Origin of the sequence: Serratia sp. CY55921 (assembly GCF_052167655.1) — a bacterium.
GTDB lineage: Bacteria > Pseudomonadota > Gammaproteobacteria > Enterobacterales > Enterobacteriaceae > Serratia > Serratia ureilytica.
This window is the reverse complement of the sequence record NZ_JBJNMU010000001.1, coordinates 967,599-986,040: the sequence shown is the minus strand read 5'-3', so window position 1 is coordinate 986,040 and position 18,442 is coordinate 967,599. Positions and strand designations below refer to the sequence as shown.

Genomic DNA, 18,442 nt, shown 5'->3' with positions numbered 1-18,442 from the left:
TGCGCGCCGGGGTTTTTCATCGTTCGCCCTTCGATTGACCAATCTTGCGCAAAATCGCGCGGCAACGCGGGGTTCCGTGACGTTAGGCTTGCTCGCAGCGGGTGATTCGCGTAAAACTGTCAGCCGCAAATCTTGCCACTCACAACCCATTCACTGGACGATATGTTTCAAGATAACCCGCTGCTGGCGCAGCTAAAACAGCAACTTCACTCTCAGACCCCGCGCGTTGAAGGCGTAGTGAAAGGGACTGAGAAAGGCTTTGGCTTTCTTGAAGTAGACGGTCAAAAAAGCTACTTCATTCCGCCGCCGTACATGAAGAAAGTCATGCACGGGGATCGCATTATCGCCACCCTGCACACCGAGAAAGAGCGCGAAATCGCCGAGCCGGAAACCCTGGTCGAGCCGTTCCTGTCGCGCTTTGTCGGCCGCGTGCAAAAGCGCGACGATCGTCTGTCCATCGTGCCCGATCATCCGTTGCTGAAAGACGCGATTCCGTGCCGCCCGGTGCGTGAACTGACCCACAACTTCCAGGCCGGCGACTGGGCGGTGGCGGAAATGCGCCGCCATCCGCTGAAAGGCGATCGCAGCTTCAACGCCGACCTGACCCAGTTTATCACCGACGGTGAAGACCATTTCGCCCCGTGGTGGGTGACGCTGGCGCGTCACAACCTGGAAAAAGAGGCGCCGGAGATGCAGACCCTCAGCGAGCCGGACGCTGCGCTGGTGCGTGAAGATCTGACCGCGCTCGAATTCGTCACCATCGACAGCGCCAGCACCGAAGACATGGACGATGCGCTGTACGTGACCGACAACGGTGACGGTTCGCTGCAGTTGACCATCGCCATCGCCGATCCTACTGCCTACGTAGAACAAGGCAGCAAGCTGGACGATATCGCCCGCGTGCGCGCCTTCACCAACTATCTGCCGGGCTTCAACATCCCGATGCTGCCGCGCGATCTGTCGGACAACCTGTGCTCGCTGCGCCCTAACGAGCGCCGTCAGGTGCTGGCTTGCCGCGTGACCATCGCCGCCGACGGCGCGCTGGGCGAAGATATTCAGTTCTTCGCCGCCGAGATCGAATCCAAAGCCAAACTGGTGTACGACGAAGTCTCCGACTGGCTGGACGGCATTACCGGCTGGCAACCGCCGAGCGACGCCATCGCGCAACAGATCACCCTGCTGAAACGCGTTTGCGACGCGCGCAACGCCTGGCGCCACCAGCATGCGCTGGTATTCAAAGATCGCCCGGACTACCGCTTCGTGTTGGGTGAAAAAGGCGATGTGCTGGAGATCGTTACCGAGCAGCGCCGCAGCGCCAACCGCATCGTTGAAGAGTGCATGATCGCCGCCAACGTCTGCGCCGCCATCGTGCTGCGCGATCGCCTGGGCTTCGGCGTGTACAACGTGCACACCGGTTTCGATCCTGCGCTGGTTGAGCAAGCGGTCACCGTACTGCAGGCCAACGGCGTCGAAGCCGAAGCCGAGAAGCTGCTGACCCTCGACGGTTTCTGCGAACTGCGCCGCCACCTGGATGCGCAGCCGACCCAGTTCCTCGACAGCCGCATCCGCCGCTTCCAGACCTTCGCCGAGATCAGCACTACGCCGGGGCCACACTTCGGTCTGGGGCTGGAGGCTTACGCCACCTGGACATCACCGATCCGTAAATACGGCGATATGGTCAATCATCGCCTGCTGAAGGCGATCATCAACCAGCAGCCGGCGGAAAAACCGCAGGATGACGTGACGGTGCAGCTGGCGGAACGCCGCCGCCTGAACCGCATGGCGGAACGCGACGTCGGCGACTGGCTGTACGCCCGCTTCCTGCAGGACAAGGCCGGTACCGATACCCGCTTCAACGCCGAGATCATCGACGTGACACGCGGCGGCCTGCGCGTGCGCCTGCTGGACAACGGCGCGGTTGCCTTCATCCCGGCGCCGTTTATTCACGCGGTGCGTGACGAGATGCAGTGCAGCCAGGAAACCGGCACCGTGCAGATCAAAGGCGAAGTGGTTTATCGCCAAAGCGATACCTTGCAGGTCACCATCGCCGAAGTGCGCATGGAAACCCGCAGCGTGATCGCCCGGCCGGCGGCCTGAACGCCAGCCTGAAACGGTAGCGACGCCAAACGCCGACGGTGAAAACCGCCGGCGTTTTTTTTCGTCCGCGCTCGCTAACGCAATGGGTTACCGCCGGTTTCACGCAGCAATGGCAGCACCGCCAACGAAGCCAGCGTCGCCAGCATCAGGTAGACGGCGGGCGCCAGCAGCGAGCCGCTCAACGCGATCGACTGCGAGGCGATATATTGGGCGAAGCCGCCGAAAATCGCCACGCCGAGGCTGTAGACCAACGCAAACCCCAATGCGCGAATGCGCTGCGGAAACAGCTCCGAAATCATCAGCATGGTCGGCACCGAGCCGAGCGTGGTCAATCCGACCAATATCGCGACAATCAGCAGCAGCACCGCCGGATGCGGCGCGGCGCTCAGCCACCAAAACGCCGGCAAGGCCACGATCAAGATAGCGATGCGCGAGCCTCGGATCAGTGGCAAGCGGCCATAGCGATCGCACCAGTGCCCAACCAACAGGCTGCCGCCGAAGGTCACCAGCCCCGCCAGCAGCATCGCGGCATAGCCGTAGGCCTGCGGCATGCCTAAGTATTTCACCGCGTAAGTGCCGAGATAATACATCGAGATGTAAGTGGCGACGGTGGCGCCAATGGTCAGCATCACGCCGAGCACCACCGCCCGCGAGTGCCGTCGCAGCTGCGCCGGCGGTTCATGGGCCCGCGACACCGGCAGCCGGTCGCTTTCCAATCCGAGACGCAGCCAGCAACCGAGCGGCGCCAGCGCCACGCCGATAAAGAACGGAATGCGCCATCCCCACTCGGCCATGGCGTTCGGCTCGCCGGAGATCGCCGGCAACGCCGTGCTGAGCGCCAGCGCGGTGACGCCGCCGACCACGGTGGCGATGCCCTGCGTCGCCAGCGACCAACTGGAATAGAAGCCTCGCCGGTTAGGTGGCGCCGACTCCACCAGCAACGACATCGATGCGCCCACCTCGCCCCCCGCCGCCACGCCCTGGATCAAACGCGCCGCCACCAGCGTCACGGTTCCCCAATAACCGGCGCTGGCGTAGGTCGGCGCAAAGCCGATCATCGCCGTGCCGAGGCTCATCAGTGAAATCGTCAGGATCATCGCCGGCTTGCGGCCATGGCGATCGGCATAGGCGCCGATCAGAATGCCGCCCAGCGGCCGCATGAAAAAACTGACGCCAAACGTGGCGAACGCCAACAGCAACGCCAAATTGGGATCGCTCGAGGGGGGAAAAAACAATACGCTGATATAAATAACGAAGAAGTTATAGATACCGAAATCGAAAAACTCCAGCGCATTGCCGAAGGAGGCGGCAAATATCACTTTCTTGCCGCCTACCCTCGCGGGCGCGTTTATTGTTGGTTGCGTCGCCGCCGTATTTTCACTCATCATTATCTTCCCTGTTATTATTCTTCGAATTTATTTTAAATACGCTTCCGCCAACGCTCCCCAATACTGGCTGCCGGCCGCCAGACACCCATCGTTAAAGTCATATCCCGGGTTATGCACCATGCAGCTTCCTTCGCCGTCACCGTTACCGATGATCAGGTAGCAGCCTTGCGGATGCGCATCGAGCATAAAGGCGAAGTCTTCGCTGCCCATCAGCGGCCTGGCGCCGTAGTGCGCGCGGGCGGCGCCGAACTGCTGCTGCGCCACGCGGTGGGCGAAACGGGTCATCGCTTCGTCGTTGACCAACACCGGCGTGCCGTTAACGTGTTCCACCGTCGCGTGGGCGCCGAAGCTTGCCGCCTGCGCTTCGATCAGCGCCGGAATGCGCGCCAGCAGCGTAGCGCGCGCCTGGCGATCCAGCGAGCGTACGCTGAGCTTCATCTCCGCGCTATCCGGGATCACGTTGGCCGCCTCGCCGGCCTTGATGCTGCCAACGGTGATCACCGCCGCCTCCAGCGGATCGATATTGCGCGAAACGATGCTCTGCAGCGCGACGGTGATATGCGAGGCCACCAGCACCGGATCGACCGCCAGCTGCGGGATGGCGCCGTGGCCGCCGCGCCCCTGCACCCGCACGTTGAACTGATCCATCGAGGCCATGAACGGGCCGTGCTGGAAGAAGAACTCGCCGAGCGGCATCCCCGGCATGTTGTGCATGGCGAAGATGGCATCGCAGGGGAAGCGTTCGAACAGCCCCTGTTCCACCATGCGCGCGCCGCCGTTCAGCATCTCTTCCGCCGGTTGGAAAATCAGGTGCAGCGTGCCGTTGAAGTTGCGCGTTTGCGCCAGGTAGCGGGCGGCGCCGAGCAGCATAGTAGTATGGCCGTCATGGCCGCAGGCGTGCATGCGGTTGGCCACGCTGCTGCTCCAGGGTTTGCCGTTGTTTTCCTCGATCGGCAAGGCGTCCATATCGGCGCGCAGTCCGAGGCGTTTAACGCCGTCACCCACCCGCAGCGTCCCCACCACGCCGGTGCCCGCCAATCCGCGGTGTACCTCATAGCCCCACGAGCTTAGATAATCCGCCACCAGATCGCTGGTGCGAAATTCTTCAAAACCCAACTCGGGATGCTGGTGAATATCATGCCGGATGGCCGTAAGCTGCGGTAAATACCCTTCAATGACTTTATTTATCATAATTAAATTCCTTTCGTAGCTTTATTATTTATTTAATGAATGAATAAAAGTGCGAATTGAAATAAAGGTATAACACGGCATGAGTAATTTTATTTCGGCGCGCCTCGCCAGATAAAATAATAGGCCGCCAGACGCCGTGCTCTGATAAAAAACGGCGATGATTCGCTGTATGCGAAGTGAAAGTGCAGAATGAACTTCTGCCGGGAAGCGCATGGGCCGCAGCCTGCGCCAGCGGTGTTTCATCACGTTGTTTTTACACTAAAACCCCACCTGCTTCACATTTCTCATCCGACCTGCCACGGTTCGGCGGCAAAACTTCTACTGTTAAAACGTCATTCCTAATAACAACGTCGATTTTACCTCTGCACGCCAAGGAGTTATTTCATGAGAAACATCAGGTCCGGATTTATCTGGCTGCTGGTGGCGTTGGTCGGCGCCTTCGCCTTCGCCATGCTGGCGCTCAGCCGCGGCGAGCACGTCAACGCCGTCTGGCTGGTGGTCGCCGCCGTCGCCTGCTACAGCATCGCCTACCGCTTCTACAGCCGGTTCATCGCCGACAAGGTCTTTGAACTGGATGACCGCCGTCTGACCCCGGCCGAACGCCACAACGACGGCCTGGACTACGTGCCCACCAACAAATGGGTGCTGTTCGGCCACCACTTCGCCGCCATCGCCGGCGCCGGGCCGCTGGTGGGGCCGATCCTGGCCGCGCAGATGGGCTTCCTGCCGGGAACCATCTGGATCCTGGTCGGCGTTATGTTGGCCGGCGCGGTGCAGGATTTTCTGGTGCTGTTCATCTCCACGCGCCGCGACGGGCGTTCACTGGGGGAAATGGCCAAGCAAGAGCTGGGGGCGTTCGCCGGGGTGATCACCATGCTCGGTGCGCTGGGGGTGATGATCATCATCCTGTCGGCGCTGGCGTTGGTGGTAGTGAAAGCGTTGGCCGACAGCCCGTGGGGGCTGTTCACCATCGCCGCCACCATCCCGATCGCCCTGTTCATGGGCATCTACATGCGCTTTATCCGGCCGGGCAAGATCGCTGAAATTTCGGTGATTGGCTTCGTGCTGATGCTGCTGGCGATCGTTTACGGCGGCAACGTGGCGCAAGATCCCTATTGGGGACCGTTCTTCACGCTGCACGGCACCACCCTGACCTGGGTGCTGGTGATCTACGGCTTCGTCGCCTCGGTGCTGCCGGTGTGGCTGCTGCTGGCGCCGCGCGATTACCTTTCCACCTTTATGAAAATCGGCGTCATCATCGGCCTGGCCATCGGCATCGTCTTCGCCATGCCGGAGATGAAAATGCCGGCGGTCTCGCGCTTTATCGACGGCAGCGGCCCGGTATTCGCCGGCGCCCTGTTCCCGTTCCTGTTCATCACCATCGCCTGCGGCGCCATTTCCGGCTTCCACGCGCTGGTCTCCAGCGGCACCACGCCGAAGCTGGTGGAGCGCGAAAGCCACATCCGCTTTATCGGTTACGGCGCCATGCTGATGGAATCTTTCGTCGCCATCATGGCGCTGATCTGCGCCTCGGTGCTGGATCCGGGCGTTTACTTCGCCATGAACTCGCCGGCGGCACTGATCGGCACCACGGTGGAAAATGCTTCGCAGGTCATTAACAGCTGGGGCTTTATCGTCACGCCGGAAACGCTGGCGCTGATCGCCAAAGAGGTGGGCGAGAACGCCATCCTGTCGCGCGCCGGCGGCGCCCCGACCTTCGCCGTGGGCATGGCGCACATCATCAGTGAGGTGTTCAACAGCCGGGCGATGATGGCGTTCTGGTACCACTTCGCCATTCTGTTCGAAGCGCTGTTCATCCTGACCGCCGTCGACGCCGGCACCCGCGCCTGCCGCTTTATGGTGCAGGATCTGGTGGGCGTGGCGGTGCCGCAGCTGGCCAATAACCGCTCCTGGTTCGGCAACCTGGCGGGCACCACGGTGGCGGTGGCCGGTTGGGGTTTCTTCGTGTATCAGGGCGTGGTCGATCCGCTCGGCGGCATCAATACCCTGTGGCCGCTGTTCGGTATCGGCAACCAGATGCTGGCGTCGATGGCGCTGATCCTCGGCACCGTGGTGCTGTTCAAGATGAAAAAGCAGCGCTACGCCTGGGTGACTATTCTGCCGACCGCCTGGCTGTTCGTGACCTCCATGACCGCCGGCTGGCAGAAGATCTTCCACGAAAAACCGAGCATCGGCTTCCTGGCGCAGGCGAAGAAGTTCTCCACCGGCATCGAGCAAGGCACGATCATTGCGCCGGCCAAATCGTTGAAAGACATGGAAACCATCGTGTTCAGCAACCAGATCAACGCCGCGCTGTGCGGGTTCTTTATGCTGGTGGCGGTGACCATGCTGATCGCCGCCTTCTTCGCGATCCGCCGGGCGCTGCGCGCCGAACAGCCGACGGCGCACGAGGTCGGCGCCGCGCTGAGGGAAGAGGCCGGCCGCAGCTAAACGAACCGAGCATCAAGCAAGGGCGCCGCGGCGCCCTTTTTACTGGCTTTAGCCTAACAGCGTGGAGCCGAACGCCCCTTGCCAATCCTGTTCGAATTTCTCGACTGCGGCCTGCACTGCCGGCGCATTCAGGAACTGCTCCGCGACGTCCACCGGCAGCGTGATGGCCTGGCAGCCCGCCAACAGGCACTCCAGCGCCTGGCGCGGCGTTTTGAAACTGGCGGCCAGCACCTGCGCCGACGGCGCATGCAGGCTCAACAGCTGCTGCAGCTCGTGCACCATTTCGATGCCGTCGCCGCCCTGCGCGTCCACCCGGTTGACGTAAGGCGCCACATATTCCGCCCCGGCCAAGGCCGCCAACAGCCCCTGTGCAGCGCCGTACACCGCGGTGCCCAACGTCGGAATGGACATCGTTTTAAGCTTCTTGATCGCCGCCAGCCCTTCGGCGGTCGCCGGGATTTTCACCACCAGCCCCGGTACCCGCTGGCTGAGCAGCGCCGCCTCCGCCACCATACGTTCCGCATCGGTCGCCATTACCTGTGCGAACAGCTTGCCGGTGCCGCCGAGGGCGTCGCGCAGCGCGGGCAGCACTTCCCAGATCGGCTTGCCTTCCTTCGCCACGATGCTCGGGTTGGTGGTGACGCCGTGCAGCGGCAGAATGCGCGCCAGGCGTTTTACCGCGGTCACATCGGCGGTATCGAGATAAAGCTCCATCACGGACTCCTGTGTCATGTTCTGTGGGCGGATTCAAACTCTGATCATCATAGGGCAAAAACCGCGCTAACTTTTGATCAAAATCAACTCAACTTTCATTCGAAACATCTTTAATGGCGAAAGATACAGCAACGCCAAACGGGTGACTCATGATCTTCAATGTGCAGCGCTACTCGACCCATGACGGCCCGGGCATCCGCAGCGTGGTCTTTTTAAAAGGCTGCCCGCTGAGCTGCCGGTGGTGTCAGAACCCGGAAAGCCGCTCGCGCCACGCAGACCTGCTGTTTGACGAACGTCTGTGCCTGAGCGGCTGCACGCTGTGCGCCGAGCGTTGTCCGCAAGGGCTGCAACGCACCGACGGGCCGCTGACGCTGCAACGCGAGCTGATTAGCGCAGACGATTATGCCGCCCTGGCCGCCGCCTGCCCGACCGGCGCACTCAGCCTGTGCGGCAGCCCGATCAACCCCGACGATATCATGGCCGAGGTGATGCGGGATAAGCCTTTCTACCTGCGCAGCGGCGGCGGTTTAACGCTGTCCGGCGGCGAACCCTTTATGCAGCCGGACATCGCGGCGGACCTGCTGCGGCGCGGCCGCGAGGCCGGCATCCACACCGCCGTCGAATCCTGCCTGCACGTCCCATGGCGTTATATCGCCCCTTCGCTGCCGTGGCTGGATCTGCTGCTGGCCGATCTCAAACACACCGACGAAGCGCGCTTCAGAGCCTGGACCGGCGGTTCCGCCCGCCGGGTGATGAGCAATTTTCGTCGGCTGGCGGCGCACAGCGTACCAATGACCGTACGCGTGCCGCTGATCCCCGATTTCAACGCCGATCGCCGCTCTGTCCGTGCCATCGTCGACTTCGCCGCCGACGAGATCGGCGTGTCGGAGATCCACTTTCTGCCGTACCACACGCTTGGCATCAACAAGTACCACCTGCTCGGCGAACCCTACCGTGCCGCCCGCACGCCACTGGACGCACCCGACCTGCTGGCCTTCGCCGAAGAGTATGCGGGCGCCAAGGGCCTGACCGCCATTTTGCGAGGATAACACCATGACCACGTTGGATTTGACTACCCTGAGCGCCCGTATCCAGGCGCATAAGAATGCGCTGATTCACATCGTCAAACCGCCGGTGTGCACCGAACGCGCGCAGCACTATACTGAGGCCTATCAGCAGCATCAGGACAAGCCGCTGCCGGTGCGCCGCGCCCTGGCGTTGGCCAACCATCTGGCGAAACGCAGCATCTGGATCGCCAACGACGAGCTGATCGTCGGCAACCAGGCCAGCGAGCTGCGCGCCGCGCCGATCTTCCCCGAATACACCGTCGGCTGGATAGAAAACGAAATAGACCAGTTGGCCGACCGGCCGGGTGCCGGTTTTTCGGTCAGCGACGAGAACAAGGCAATTTTGCATCGTCTGTGCCCCTGGTGGCGCGGCCAAACGGTGCAGGATCGCTGCTACGGCATGTTCACCGACGAACAAAAGGCGTTGCTGGCCACCGGCATCATCAAGGCCGAGGGCAATATGACCTCTGGCGACGCCCATCTGGCGGTCAACTTCCCGCTGCTGCTGGAGTTAGGCCTCGATGGCCTGCGTGAAAAGGTGAACGCGCGCCGCAGCCGCCTGCGTCTGACCGAGTGGGAAGATCTGCACAAGGCGCAGTTTCTCAACGCTATCGATATTGTGCTGACGGCGCTGAGCGAACACATCCTGCGCTTCGCCCGCCTGGCGCGCGACATGGCGCAAAACGAAGCCCGCGACTGGCGGCGCGCCGAGCTGCTGACCCTCGCGGACAACTGCGACCGGATCGCCCATCGCCCACCGCAAACCTTCTGGCAGGCGCTGCAGCTGTGCTATTTCATCCAGCTGACGTTGCAGATCGAATCCAACGGCCATTCGGTTTCCTTTGGCCGCCTCGATCAGTATCTCTATCCCTGGTATCGGCGCGACGTGGAGCTGGAGCAAAACCTGGCGCGGGAAGACGCCATCGAGCTGCTGCACAGCTGCTGGCTGAAGCTGCTGGAGGTCAACAAGATCCGCTCCGGCTCGCACTCCAAGGCCTCCGCCGGCAGCCCGCTGTACCAGAACGTTACCATCGGCGGCCAAAAAATGATCGACGGCCGGCCGTGCGACGCGGTCAACCCGCTGTCCTACGCCATTCTCGAATCCTGCGGCCGCCTGCGCTCCACCCAGCCCAACCTCAGCGTGCGTTACCACGCCGGAATGAGCGCCAATTTCCTCGACGCCTGCGTACAGGTGATCCGCTGCGGCTTCGGCATGCCGGCATTCAATAATGACGAAATCGTCATTCCCGAGTTCATCAAGCTGGGGGTCGAACCGCAGGACGCTTACGACTACGCCGCCATCGGCTGTATCGAGACCGCCGTCGGCGGCAAATGGGGCTATCGCTGCACCGGCATGAGCTTCATCAACTTCGCCCGCGTGCTGCTGGCGGCGCTGGAACAAGGCCGCGACGCCACGTCCGGGCAGATTTTCCTGCCGCAGGAACAGGCGCTGTCCAAAGGAAACTTCGCCGATTTCGAGCAGGTCTTAACCGCCTGGGATCGGCAAATCCGCTACTACACGCGCAAGTCAATTGAGATCGAATGCGTGGTGGACAGCGTGCTGGAGGAGAACGCTCACGATATCCTCTGCTCCGCGCTGGTGGATGACTGCATTGAACGCGGCAAAAGCATCAAGCAAGGCGGCGCCAAATACGATTGGGTTTCCGGTCTGCAGGTCGGCATCGCCAACCTGGGCAACAGCCTCGCGGCGGTGCGCAAACTGGTGTTCGACCAAGGGGCGATCGGCCAGCAGCAGTTGGCGACGGCGCTGGCCGAAGACTTCGCCGGGCTGGATGGCGAGCAGCTGCGTCAGCGGCTGCTTAACGCTGCGCCCAAATACGGCAACGATGTGGACGAGGTCGATCGGCTGCTGGTGCGCGCCTACCAAACCTACATCGAAGAACTGAAGCAGTATCGCAACACCCGCTTCGGCCGTGGGCCGATCGGCGGCGGCTATTACGCCGGCACCTCGTCGATTTCGGCCAACGTGCCCTTCGGCGCTGCCACCCTAGCCACGCCGGATGGCCGCAAGGCGCACGCGCCGCTGGCGGAAGGCGCCAGCCCGGCGTCCGGCACCGACCACCTGGGGCCGACGGCGGTGTTTAATTCGCTCGCCAAGTTGCCGACCGAGGCGATCCTCGGCGGCGTGCTGCTCAACCAAAAGCTGAACCCGGCGACGCTGGACAACCCGCGCGATCGGGAGAAGCTGATGCTGATGTTGCGCACCTTCTTCGAGAGCTATCGCGGCTGGCATGTGCAGTACAACATCGTGTCGCGCGAAACGCTGCTGGCGGCGAAGCAACACCCTGACCAATATCGTGATTTAGTGGTTCGCGTAGCTGGCTATTCCGCCTTCTTTACCGCATTATCCCCTGAGGCGCAGGATGATATTATTGCGCGCACAGAACATACTCTTTAAACCTTTGACTCTTAGCGGCCGCGCCTTGGCGGCCGCATCATCAGGCCGATATGAATTTACGACAACAGACCATATTGCAGTTGGTTAACGATCGCCGCCGGATCAGCGTCAATGAGCTGGCGCGCGCTTCGGGCGTCTCGGAAGTCACCATCCGGCAGGATCTCAACCTGCTGGAAAAACGCAGTTATCTGAAGCGGGTGCACGGCTCCGCCGTGGCGTTGGAAAGCGACGACGTCGACGCCCGCATGATGTCCAATTTCACCCTTAAGCAACGATTGGCGCAGTACGCCGCCGCGCAGGTCAACGACGGCGAGACGATTTTTATCGAGAGCGGCAGCGCCAATGCCCTGCTGGCGCGCTACATCGCCGAACGCAAGCGCATTACGCTGATCACCGTCAGCCACTACATCGCCAACCTGCTCAAAGAAACCGACTGCGACGTGATTGTGTTGGGCGGCATGTACCAGAAGAAAAGCGAGACCGTGGTCGGCCCGCTCACACGGCTGTGCATTCAGCAGGTGCATTTCAACAAAGCGTTTATCGGCATTGACGGCTTTCAGGCCGAAACCGGCTTTACCGGCCGCGACATGATGCGCGCCGATGTGGTCAGCGCGGTGCTGGCCAAGGGCGTGGAGAATATCGTGCTGACGGATTCCAGCAAATTCGGCCAGATCCAGCCTAACCCGCTGGCGCAGCCGGGGCAAATCAGCCGGGTGATCACCGATTCACGTTTGGCGCTGGAGTATCAGCATCAGCTGAAACGTCAGGGCGTACAGGTGGAGCTGGTCAACGAATAACGCGCCGCGCGGGCCACGCCGCCCGCCGTTTCCCTTGCGCAGCGGGATTTTAAGACTATTTACCTGTTTATCCTTCCCGAGAAACCTATACTCAGCTTCGGTAACTTTTGGGCCGTAACCCGCTAATTATTCGGCCGTTAACAAAAAATGCCATTTTTTATATCGATACCGTATGGGAATCAACAGCAGGCCTGATTTATGGTTAACGCCTATACTTATAGGGCACTTCCATATAGCCAATGCTAAGGAGAAGTCATTATGATGATTATCAATAAACGTTTCGCCACCGCCGCTCTGGCTCTGACTCTGGCGTTTTCACTGAGCGCCTGTTCCAACATGTCCAAACGCGATCGCAACACCGCTATCGGCGCCGGCGCCGGTGCAGTCGGCGGTGCAGTGCTGACCAACGGCAGCGCTTTGGGCACGCTGGGTGGGGCTGCGGTGGGCGGCATCATCGGTCATCAGGTTGGCAAATAACCTGCCCGATGCTCCTCCGCCGACAGGCGGGCAAAAGCGCCTCGGCGCTTTGACGTATTAACCAATAACGATGATTTCAGGTCTGTTTTACTTTAAGTCTATAGTTCTTTCGCCGTTAACGGGTTAACCCCCGGCAGCAACAACCTCTAGCCATGCCGCAGCATTACACTGCGGCATGGCGATTCGCCTCAACCGCCCGCCAGTTTGACCGTCATGCCTTTGGCTTCCAGCAGCTGTTTGAGCAGATCGCGTTTATCGCCCTGGATCTCGATGACTCCCTCTTTCACCGAGCCGCCGCAGCCGCATTTCTTTTTCAGTTCGGCCGCCAGTTTGTCGAGCGCGGCATCATCCAGATCGACGCCGGTAATCAGGCACACGCCCTTCCCCTTGCGGCCGCTGGTCTGGCGCTGGATGCGCACGACGCCATCGCCCTTGGCGCGTTGCGGTTTAACCTCTTCCTGCTTGATGCGACCGGTGTCCGTGGAATACACCAGACGGCTGTTATCGTCATTCATCATCGCTTCCTCAGGCCAAAGAGGCGCGGATCGCGCGCAGCGTCGCGGCCGGATCCGCAGATTGGGTGATCGGACGCCCAATCACCATATAGTCCACGCCGGCGGCCTGCGCCTGCACCGGCGTCATAATACGACGCTGATCGCCCGCCGCGCTGCCTTCAGGGCGGATCCCCGGCGTCACCAGTTGGAAAGCCTGCCCGCAGGCGGCCTTCAGGCGCTGCGCTTCGTGTGCCGAACATACCACGCCGTCCAGCCCGCAGTCGCGGGTCAGGCGCGCCAGGCGCTCGGCGTGTTCTGCCGGACTGGCCTCGATGCCGATGCCGCGAAGGTCTTCCGCTTCCATGCTGGTCAGCACCGTGACGGCGATCAGCAGCGGCGCATCCGCCCCGTATGACACCAGCGCTTCTTTAGCGGCAGTCATCATGCGCGCGCCGCCGCTGGCATGCACATTGACCATCCAAACGCCCAGCTCGGCCGCTGCGGCTACCGCATGCGCCGTGGTATTGGGAATATCGTGGAATTTCAGGTCAAGAAATACGTCGAAGCCGCGCCCGTGCAGATCGCGCACCAGCTGCGGCCCAAACAGCGTGAACATTTCCTTGCCCACTTTCAGCCGGCAGTCTTGCGGATCGATACGGTCGGCGAACGCCAGCGCAGCGTTCTTATCGGCGTAATCCAACGCCACAACGATTGGAGATGATTTTAAGTCATTGTTATTAGCGTTATTTTCAGACTTCATTTCTTCTACCTTCTGTAAAATGGAGATAATCAGGGACTCACCCGCGAAACTGACCGCCGCATTCTACATGCCAGGGGCCAGAAATCCCAGCCGCAGCGCGCACCGGCGCTCTGTCATGTTACCTTGCGTCTTTGTCATGGCGCGTCAACGTAAGCGCGTCAGCAATAAACCACGCAGCGTAAAACGCCGTAAAGATGCGTAAATTATCAATCAAATATTTTGAACTACTTACTCAGCATTATCAGATTTTCAATCGGCCTAGATGCTTTATTATTCACCACATCGGAAGCGAATGGCTTCCTTCTTAAATAAACAGACTGGAGTCACCCATGAAAACCATCAAATATTTTGCAGCCGCTGCCGCTATCGCACTGACCTCTTTCGCCACTTTGGCCGCTGAGCCGATCAACAGCCAGCAGGCCGATAGCCTGACCGCGACCGGCGTCGTTTCCGCAGGCCACGCAACCACCCTCAGCAGCCTGGAGAAAAAACTGGCCGCTAAAGCAGATGCTCAGGGCGCCAGCAGCTACCGCATTATCTCCGCCGGCGGTAACAACATGTTGAGCGGCACCGCAATCATCTACAAATAAGGATTCCGGTACAGGGCCCGAGATTTCGGGCCCTGCCTCTGTTTCCCGCTTAAAAACCCCGCATTTGCCCCGCTCTTTATTGTTACAAAAATATTAAATTTTTATTACACACTAGACACCCGATCGCCAGTGGCTTAGCTTGAAGGCATCTTCCTGCAGAAAGGCTTTCAAAATGAGCGAGATATCGACACTTACCATTAAAATTCCTCTGGCACTGAAGGAGAAAATCCGCGCCGCCGCCGCTGAAAACGAATTTTCATTGAGCGTGGAAGTGTGCCAGCGCCTGGAAAGCAGCTTCAACGCGCCCGTCGTCAAGGCAGAAAAACCGGCCAAGAAAGCGGACGACCTGCACCACGGCGAGATCGACAATCAAAGCACCGAAGAAGAAATCGAACAGCCTCTGAGCCAAAAAGAGCTGAAGAAGCTGCGTCAGCTATTGAAAACCGGCGCTAAAGGCGGCAAGAAAAAGTAAGCGATGAACATAGAAAAACGGGGCGATCAATCGCCCCGTTTTATTTTGTCTCACCGCCGCGCTATTGTCCGTCCAGACCGCGGATCGGTTTAACCGATGACCAGGCGCGACACGACGGACAATGCCAATAGAGCGAGTGCGCGGTGAAGCCACATTTGTGGCAGCGGTAACGCGGCTTGGTGCGAATTTGCTCGCCGACCATATCGCGCAACAATAGCAGACTCTCTTTCGCACGGCCGTCTTCAGCGTCCGCCAGGTGATAATCCATCAGCCGATAAAACACCCGCATAGTGGGATGACGCTGCAGCTGGCGGTTGATATAGACCTGCACCACGTCGCGCCCTTCGTGCTGCTCGATGATTTCGGCCAGCATCAGATCGGCGGTTGCGCCAGTGTTCTCTTCCACGCAGCGCTTCAGGAAATCAGCCCAGTTGTGCTGCTGTTCCGGCAGGTGCCGGTAGCATTCCTGCAGCATCGGCAGCGTTTCGCTGACCAGCTCTTTATCCTGACTCAATACGCGTTGCAGCGACTCCGCCGCTTTGGCGTAGTCGTTTTGCGCCATGTAAATGCGCCCGAACATGATGGACACGCGCGCGCACTGTTTATCGGCCGCGTCCGCACGCTTGAGCAGGCTCATCGCCCGATCGAGATCGTCGCTGCCCATCGCCTGCAGCGCCAGTTCACAATAAAAGTGCGCGATCTCGACGCGTTGTTTCTCTTTGCCCAGCTTGACCAACTTTTCCGCCACGTCGATCGCTTTCTGCCAGTCGCTGGTCGCCTGATGGATCACCAGCAGTTGCTGCAGCGCCGAGACGCGAAAATCCGCTTCGTCAGTCAACTGGCTGAACATGTCTTCCGCGCGGTCGTAAAGCCCGGCGGCCATATAGTCACGGCCCAGCTGCTGCACCGCCAACAGGCGCTGTTCAAAGGTCAGGGAAGCGCTTTCCATCAAGGCCTGATGGATGCGGATAGCGCGGTCGACTTCGCCGCGCGAGCGGAACAGGTTGCCCAACGTCAGGTGGGCCTCAACGGTGTTGCTGTCCTCTTTCAACATGTCGAGGAACAGATCGACCGCCTTATCCTGCTGGTTTGAAAGCAGAAAGTTCACCCCTGCCACGTATTCACGCGACAGGCGGTTGGCTTCTTGCTGTTTATCCTGCTGAGCGCTTCTGCGCCCCATGTACCAACCGTACGCGGCAGCCACGGGCAGCAACAGAAACAGCAGTTCTAACATAGAGGGTTATTCCTTGCTGACAACGGCCTGAGCCGCCGGTTCAGCGGGCTGCTCAAGCTGCAGCTCCAGCCTTTTGATCTTGCGCTCGGCGCGGCCCAGCGCAATGCGCGTACGCAGATAGAACAGACCGCAAATGATCCAGCCGAGAATGAAACCGGCGCCAAACAGCGTGGCCAACAGGGTCGATACGCGATAATCGCCCTGCGCAACCAGATAGTTAAAATTGACCACCTGATCGTTATGCGCACCCAAGGTGACGGAAATCACGAAGATCACCAGAACCAACAAAAAAATCAGCAAATATTTCACATTCTTTCCCGCGATGCCGAGTGAATCGGATGAACGATGCCAAAACGTGGCGTCCCTAACCCTTAAGTTAGCATTTCCCGTTGCGGCAGGGAAACCCTGCGGCACGATAAAACCACATATCTGCTGGCATATTCGGCAGTAAACGGCTTTAACGAACAAATTGATGAGAAAGCTTCTCAAAACGTCGAATTTATAAGGATATGGGGGCGACGGCGCGGATTGCAATGGCGGGAAAATGTAAGCGGTTAATGCGGCGCCGATCTGGCGCCGCGCTTTTTGTGACATGGTCACATAACGTTCATTTCTCCGGCTTGCGCGCCGCGATTTCCTGCTGCTCTTGCGGCGGCGGCGTCAGAGGACCGAACCAGCGCTGCGCCAGCCAGCAGGTGATCACCACCAGCAACCAACTGATCAACGTGGCCATTGCCAGATCGCGCGGCCAGTGCATGCCCAGCAGCAAGCGGCTGCCCATTACCCCGGCCGCCCACACCATCAGGATCGCGACGGTTTTGTAATGGCGGCGCGGCCACAGCAGCCCTACGCCCAATAGCGCCCAGGTGGCGGCGAACATGGTGTGCCCCGACGGAAAAGCAAAGCCGGTTTCAAACTGCCAGTGCTTGCGCAGCCAGCCCGGCACCAGCGTCTGGTCTTGCAGTTGCTCGCGCACCAGCGCGCTGCGCTCTTTGCGCTGCAGCGAGTAGAAATACTTGCCGTCCACGCCGTGGGTTTGCTCCAACCACACCACGAAAGGACGCGGCTCTTGCACCCGATCCTTGATCAACGACTTCACGCCCTGCCCAATCAACAGCGCGGCGAAAAGCAGCATCGCCAGACCGATGGCCGGCTTCAGCCGAAAGCGCAGGCACCACAAAAACCAACCGCAGAGGATCGCGCTGGTCAGAATGCCCCACGGCGAGGTCACGGTTTCGGTCACCCAGTACAGCGCTTTCAGCAGCCGGTCATTGCCGCCGGGTTGCCAGTGCCAGCCGGATACCCAGACCGCCAGCGGCATCAACAGCAGCAGCAACGCGCCGCCCGCCGTGCGTTTTGCTATCTCATACATTCCCGTTTTCCTCTGCGTGAATCAGGCTGCAGTGTAACAAGAGTGCAATATTGATAACACGCGAAAAATTAAACAGATAGACAACCTATCGCAATAATAGGTGGCCAGAAAACGCCATCTGCTGGTTTGCTGAGCACCGCCCGGCAAGAAGTTGTGGCAAAATAGCCGATAATTAACGAAATAGAGATCGGCGTAGCACGTTTTAGTCTTGGTCAATGCACTGACCGGACTTAGGATGCGCGACAATGATTGAATCGTAGGTTTTTGTGGAGAGTGACATGCAGCTTAAACGGGTGGCAGAGGCTAAACTGCCGACACCTTGGGGCGATTTCCTGATGGTAGGATTCGAAGAACTGGCGACCGGGCACGATCATCTGGCGCTGGTATTCGGTGATATTTCCGGTGAAGCGCCGGTGCTCGCACGCGTGCATTCCGAATGTCTGACCGGCGACGCGTTGTTCAGCCTGCGCTGCGACTGCGGTTTTCAGCTGGAAGCCGCGCTGGAGCAGATCGCCGAAGAAGGCCGCGGCATCCTGCTTTATCATCGCCAGGAGGGCCGCAATATCGGCCTGTTGAACAAGATCCGCGCCTATGCCCTGCAGGATAAGGGCGCAGACACCGTGGAAGCCAACCATCAGCTCGGCTTCGCCGCCGACGAACGCGACTTCACCCTGTGCGCCGACATGTTCAAACTGCTGGGCGTCGACGCGGTGCGCTTGCTGACCAACAACCCGAAAAAGGTCGAGATCCTGACCGAAGCCGGTATCAATATCAGCGAGCGCGTGCCGCTGATCGTCGGCCGCAATCCGAAGAACGAACACTATCTGGCCACCAAGGCCGCCAAAATGGGCCATTTGCTCGACCAGAAGTGATCGCCGCCACGGTGAAAACAATCAGGGCGCCTTGCGGCGCCCTTTTT

17 protein-coding genes are annotated in these 18,442 nt (G+C 60.1%); 9 read left to right on the top strand and 8 right to left on the bottom strand.

Features of this window, described 5'->3' with window-relative positions; genetic code table 11:
- Nucleotides 1–162: 162 nt before the first annotated feature.
- On the top strand, nt 163–2,097 hold the full coding sequence (locus ACJ8M3_RS04715; RefSeq protein ID WP_197845252.1) for an exoribonuclease II: 1,935 nt from the start codon (nt 163–165) through the stop codon (nt 2,095–2,097).
- A gap of 74 nt (nt 2,098–2,171) precedes the next feature.
- On the opposite strand, the gene ACJ8M3_RS04710 is transcribed toward ACJ8M3_RS04715, so the two are convergent.
- Both ACJ8M3_RS04710 and ACJ8M3_RS04705 read right to left on the bottom strand, forming a co-directional pair.
- Entirely contained in the window at nt 2,172–3,482 is a 1,311-nt protein-coding gene (locus tag ACJ8M3_RS04710) for an MFS transporter (protein WP_060660651.1), read from the bottom strand.
- Nucleotides 3,483–3,512: 30 nt separating this feature from the next.
- Nucleotides 3,513–4,676, bottom strand: coding sequence for a M20 aminoacylase family protein (locus ACJ8M3_RS04705; protein WP_033643248.1), 1,164 nt, complete (start codon nt 4,674–4,676; stop codon nt 3,513–3,515).
- A 384-nt stretch (nt 4,677–5,060) separates the two neighbouring features.
- Here ACJ8M3_RS04705 and ACJ8M3_RS04700 point away from each other — a divergent pair, with 384 nt between their 5' ends.
- Nucleotides 5,061–7,127: a carbon starvation CstA family protein gene (locus ACJ8M3_RS04700; protein ID WP_033643249.1), complete on the top strand. Its 2,067-nt coding sequence runs from the start codon at nt 5,061–5,063 to the stop codon at nt 7,125–7,127.
- A 48-nt stretch (nt 7,128–7,175) separates the two neighbouring features.
- Here the strand turns inward: ACJ8M3_RS04700 and fsa are convergent, their stop codons facing one another.
- Nucleotides 7,176–7,841, bottom strand: coding sequence for a fructose-6-phosphate aldolase (gene fsa, locus ACJ8M3_RS04695; protein WP_033643250.1), 666 nt, complete (start codon nt 7,839–7,841; stop codon nt 7,176–7,178).
- A gap of 149 nt (nt 7,842–7,990) precedes the next feature.
- Here fsa and ACJ8M3_RS04690 point away from each other — a divergent pair, with 149 nt between their 5' ends.
- The 4 genes from ACJ8M3_RS04690 (at nt 7,991) to osmB (ending at nt 12,601) form a co-directional block, all read left to right on the top strand.
- On the top strand, nt 7,991–8,890 hold the full coding sequence (locus tag ACJ8M3_RS04690; RefSeq protein ID WP_197845251.1) for a glycyl-radical enzyme activating protein: 900 nt from the start codon (nt 7,991–7,993) through the stop codon (nt 8,888–8,890).
- 4 nt (nt 8,891–8,894) lie between these two features.
- A complete protein-coding gene (locus tag ACJ8M3_RS04685; protein WP_089197117.1) occupies nt 8,895–11,327 on the top strand; it encodes a formate C-acetyltransferase/glycerol dehydratase family glycyl radical enzyme in 2,433 nt (810 codons plus the stop codon).
- Between the two features lie 50 nt (nt 11,328–11,377).
- Entirely contained in the window at nt 11,378–12,124 is a 747-nt protein-coding gene (locus ACJ8M3_RS04680) for a DeoR/GlpR family DNA-binding transcription regulator (RefSeq protein WP_004930631.1), read from the top strand.
- A 258-nt stretch (nt 12,125–12,382) separates the two neighbouring features.
- Nucleotides 12,383–12,601, top strand: a complete 219-nt coding sequence (osmB, locus tag ACJ8M3_RS04675) for an osmotically-inducible lipoprotein OsmB (RefSeq protein ID WP_004930634.1) — start codon at nt 12,383–12,385, stop codon at nt 12,599–12,601.
- Between the two features lie 188 nt (nt 12,602–12,789).
- Here the strand turns inward: osmB and yciH are convergent, their stop codons facing one another.
- The gene (gene yciH / locus ACJ8M3_RS04670; RefSeq protein WP_047575613.1) at nt 12,790–13,116 is read right to left on the bottom strand and encodes a stress response translation initiation inhibitor YciH; all 327 of its coding nucleotides are present in this window, start codon (nt 13,114–13,116) and stop codon (nt 12,790–12,792) included.
- 10 nt (nt 13,117–13,126) lie between these two features.
- The gene (pyrF, locus tag ACJ8M3_RS04665) at nt 13,127–13,855 is read right to left on the bottom strand and encodes an orotidine-5'-phosphate decarboxylase (protein ID WP_046687153.1); all 729 of its coding nucleotides are present in this window, start codon (nt 13,853–13,855) and stop codon (nt 13,127–13,129) included.
- Between the two features lie 329 nt (nt 13,856–14,184).
- Between pyrF and bhsA the strand changes: the two genes are divergently transcribed.
- Together bhsA and ACJ8M3_RS04655 are read left to right on the top strand one after the other, a co-directional pair.
- Nucleotides 14,185–14,445 carry a multiple stress resistance protein BhsA gene (bhsA, locus tag ACJ8M3_RS04660; RefSeq protein ID WP_033643254.1) on the top strand — a complete coding sequence of 87 codons (261 nt, stop codon included), beginning with the start codon at nt 14,185–14,187 and terminating at the stop codon, nt 14,443–14,445.
- 172 nt (nt 14,446–14,617) lie between these two features.
- Nucleotides 14,618–14,917 (top strand): hypothetical protein, encoded by a 300-nt coding sequence (locus tag ACJ8M3_RS04655; protein ID WP_033643255.1) that lies wholly within the window; start codon nt 14,618–14,620, stop codon nt 14,915–14,917.
- A gap of 61 nt (nt 14,918–14,978) precedes the next feature.
- Here the strand turns inward: ACJ8M3_RS04655 and lapB are convergent, their stop codons facing one another.
- The 3 genes from lapB to pgpB form a co-directional block, all read right to left on the bottom strand.
- Nucleotides 14,979–16,151, bottom strand: a complete 1,173-nt coding sequence (gene lapB / locus ACJ8M3_RS04650) for a lipopolysaccharide assembly protein LapB (protein WP_019452693.1) — start codon at nt 16,149–16,151, stop codon at nt 14,979–14,981.
- A gap of 6 nt (nt 16,152–16,157) precedes the next feature.
- Entirely contained in the window at nt 16,158–16,460 is a 303-nt protein-coding gene (locus tag ACJ8M3_RS04645) for a LapA family protein (RefSeq protein ID WP_033643257.1), read from the bottom strand.
- 298 nt (nt 16,461–16,758) lie between these two features.
- On the bottom strand, nt 16,759–17,523 hold the full coding sequence (pgpB, locus tag ACJ8M3_RS04640) for a phosphatidylglycerophosphatase B (protein WP_033643258.1): 765 nt from the start codon (nt 17,521–17,523) through the stop codon (nt 16,759–16,761).
- Between the two features lie 278 nt (nt 17,524–17,801).
- Here pgpB and ribA point away from each other — a divergent pair, with 278 nt between their 5' ends.
- Entirely contained in the window at nt 17,802–18,395 is a 594-nt protein-coding gene (ribA, locus tag ACJ8M3_RS04635; protein WP_019452695.1) for a GTP cyclohydrolase II, read from the top strand.
- The last annotated feature ends 47 nt before the right edge of the window (nt 18,396–18,442 follow it).

What these genes read in the sequence shown, in the direction of transcription:
- ACJ8M3_RS04710 (WP_060660651.1), bottom strand. Translation starts at nt 3,482, where the DNA reads ATGAGTGAAAATACGGCGGCGACGCAACCAACAATAAACGCGCCCGCG.
- yciH (WP_047575613.1), bottom strand. Translation starts at nt 13,116, where the DNA reads ATGAATGACGATAACAGCCGTCTGGTGTATTCCACGGACACCGGTCGC.
- fsa (WP_033643250.1), bottom strand. Translation starts at nt 7,841, where the DNA reads ATGGAGCTTTATCTCGATACCGCCGATGTGACCGCGGTAAAACGCCTG.
- ACJ8M3_RS04680 (WP_004930631.1), top strand. Translation starts at nt 11,378, where the DNA reads ATGAATTTACGACAACAGACCATATTGCAGTTGGTTAACGATCGCCGC.
- ACJ8M3_RS04700 (WP_033643249.1), top strand. Translation starts at nt 5,061, where the DNA reads ATGAGAAACATCAGGTCCGGATTTATCTGGCTGCTGGTGGCGTTGGTC.
- ACJ8M3_RS04705 (WP_033643248.1), bottom strand. Translation starts at nt 4,676, where the DNA reads ATGATAAATAAAGTCATTGAAGGGTATTTACCGCAGCTTACGGCCATC.
- pgpB (WP_033643258.1), bottom strand. Translation starts at nt 17,523, where the DNA reads ATGTATGAGATAGCAAAACGCACGGCGGGCGGCGCGTTGCTGCTGCTG.
- ACJ8M3_RS04655 (WP_033643255.1), top strand. Translation starts at nt 14,618, where the DNA reads ATGAGCGAGATATCGACACTTACCATTAAAATTCCTCTGGCACTGAAG.
- lapB (WP_019452693.1), bottom strand. Translation starts at nt 16,151, where the DNA reads ATGTTAGAACTGCTGTTTCTGTTGCTGCCCGTGGCTGCCGCGTACGGT.
- pyrF (WP_046687153.1), bottom strand. Translation starts at nt 13,855, where the DNA reads ATGAAGTCTGAAAATAACGCTAATAACAATGACTTAAAATCATCTCCA.
- ACJ8M3_RS04690 (WP_197845251.1), top strand. Translation starts at nt 7,991, where the DNA reads ATGATCTTCAATGTGCAGCGCTACTCGACCCATGACGGCCCGGGCATC.
- osmB (WP_004930634.1), top strand. Translation starts at nt 12,383, where the DNA reads ATGATGATTATCAATAAACGTTTCGCCACCGCCGCTCTGGCTCTGACT.
- ACJ8M3_RS04715 (WP_197845252.1), top strand. Translation starts at nt 163, where the DNA reads ATGTTTCAAGATAACCCGCTGCTGGCGCAGCTAAAACAGCAACTTCAC.
- ACJ8M3_RS04685 (WP_089197117.1), top strand. Translation starts at nt 8,895, where the DNA reads ATGACCACGTTGGATTTGACTACCCTGAGCGCCCGTATCCAGGCGCAT.
- bhsA (WP_033643254.1), top strand. Translation starts at nt 14,185, where the DNA reads ATGAAAACCATCAAATATTTTGCAGCCGCTGCCGCTATCGCACTGACC.
- ribA (WP_019452695.1), top strand. Translation starts at nt 17,802, where the DNA reads ATGCAGCTTAAACGGGTGGCAGAGGCTAAACTGCCGACACCTTGGGGC.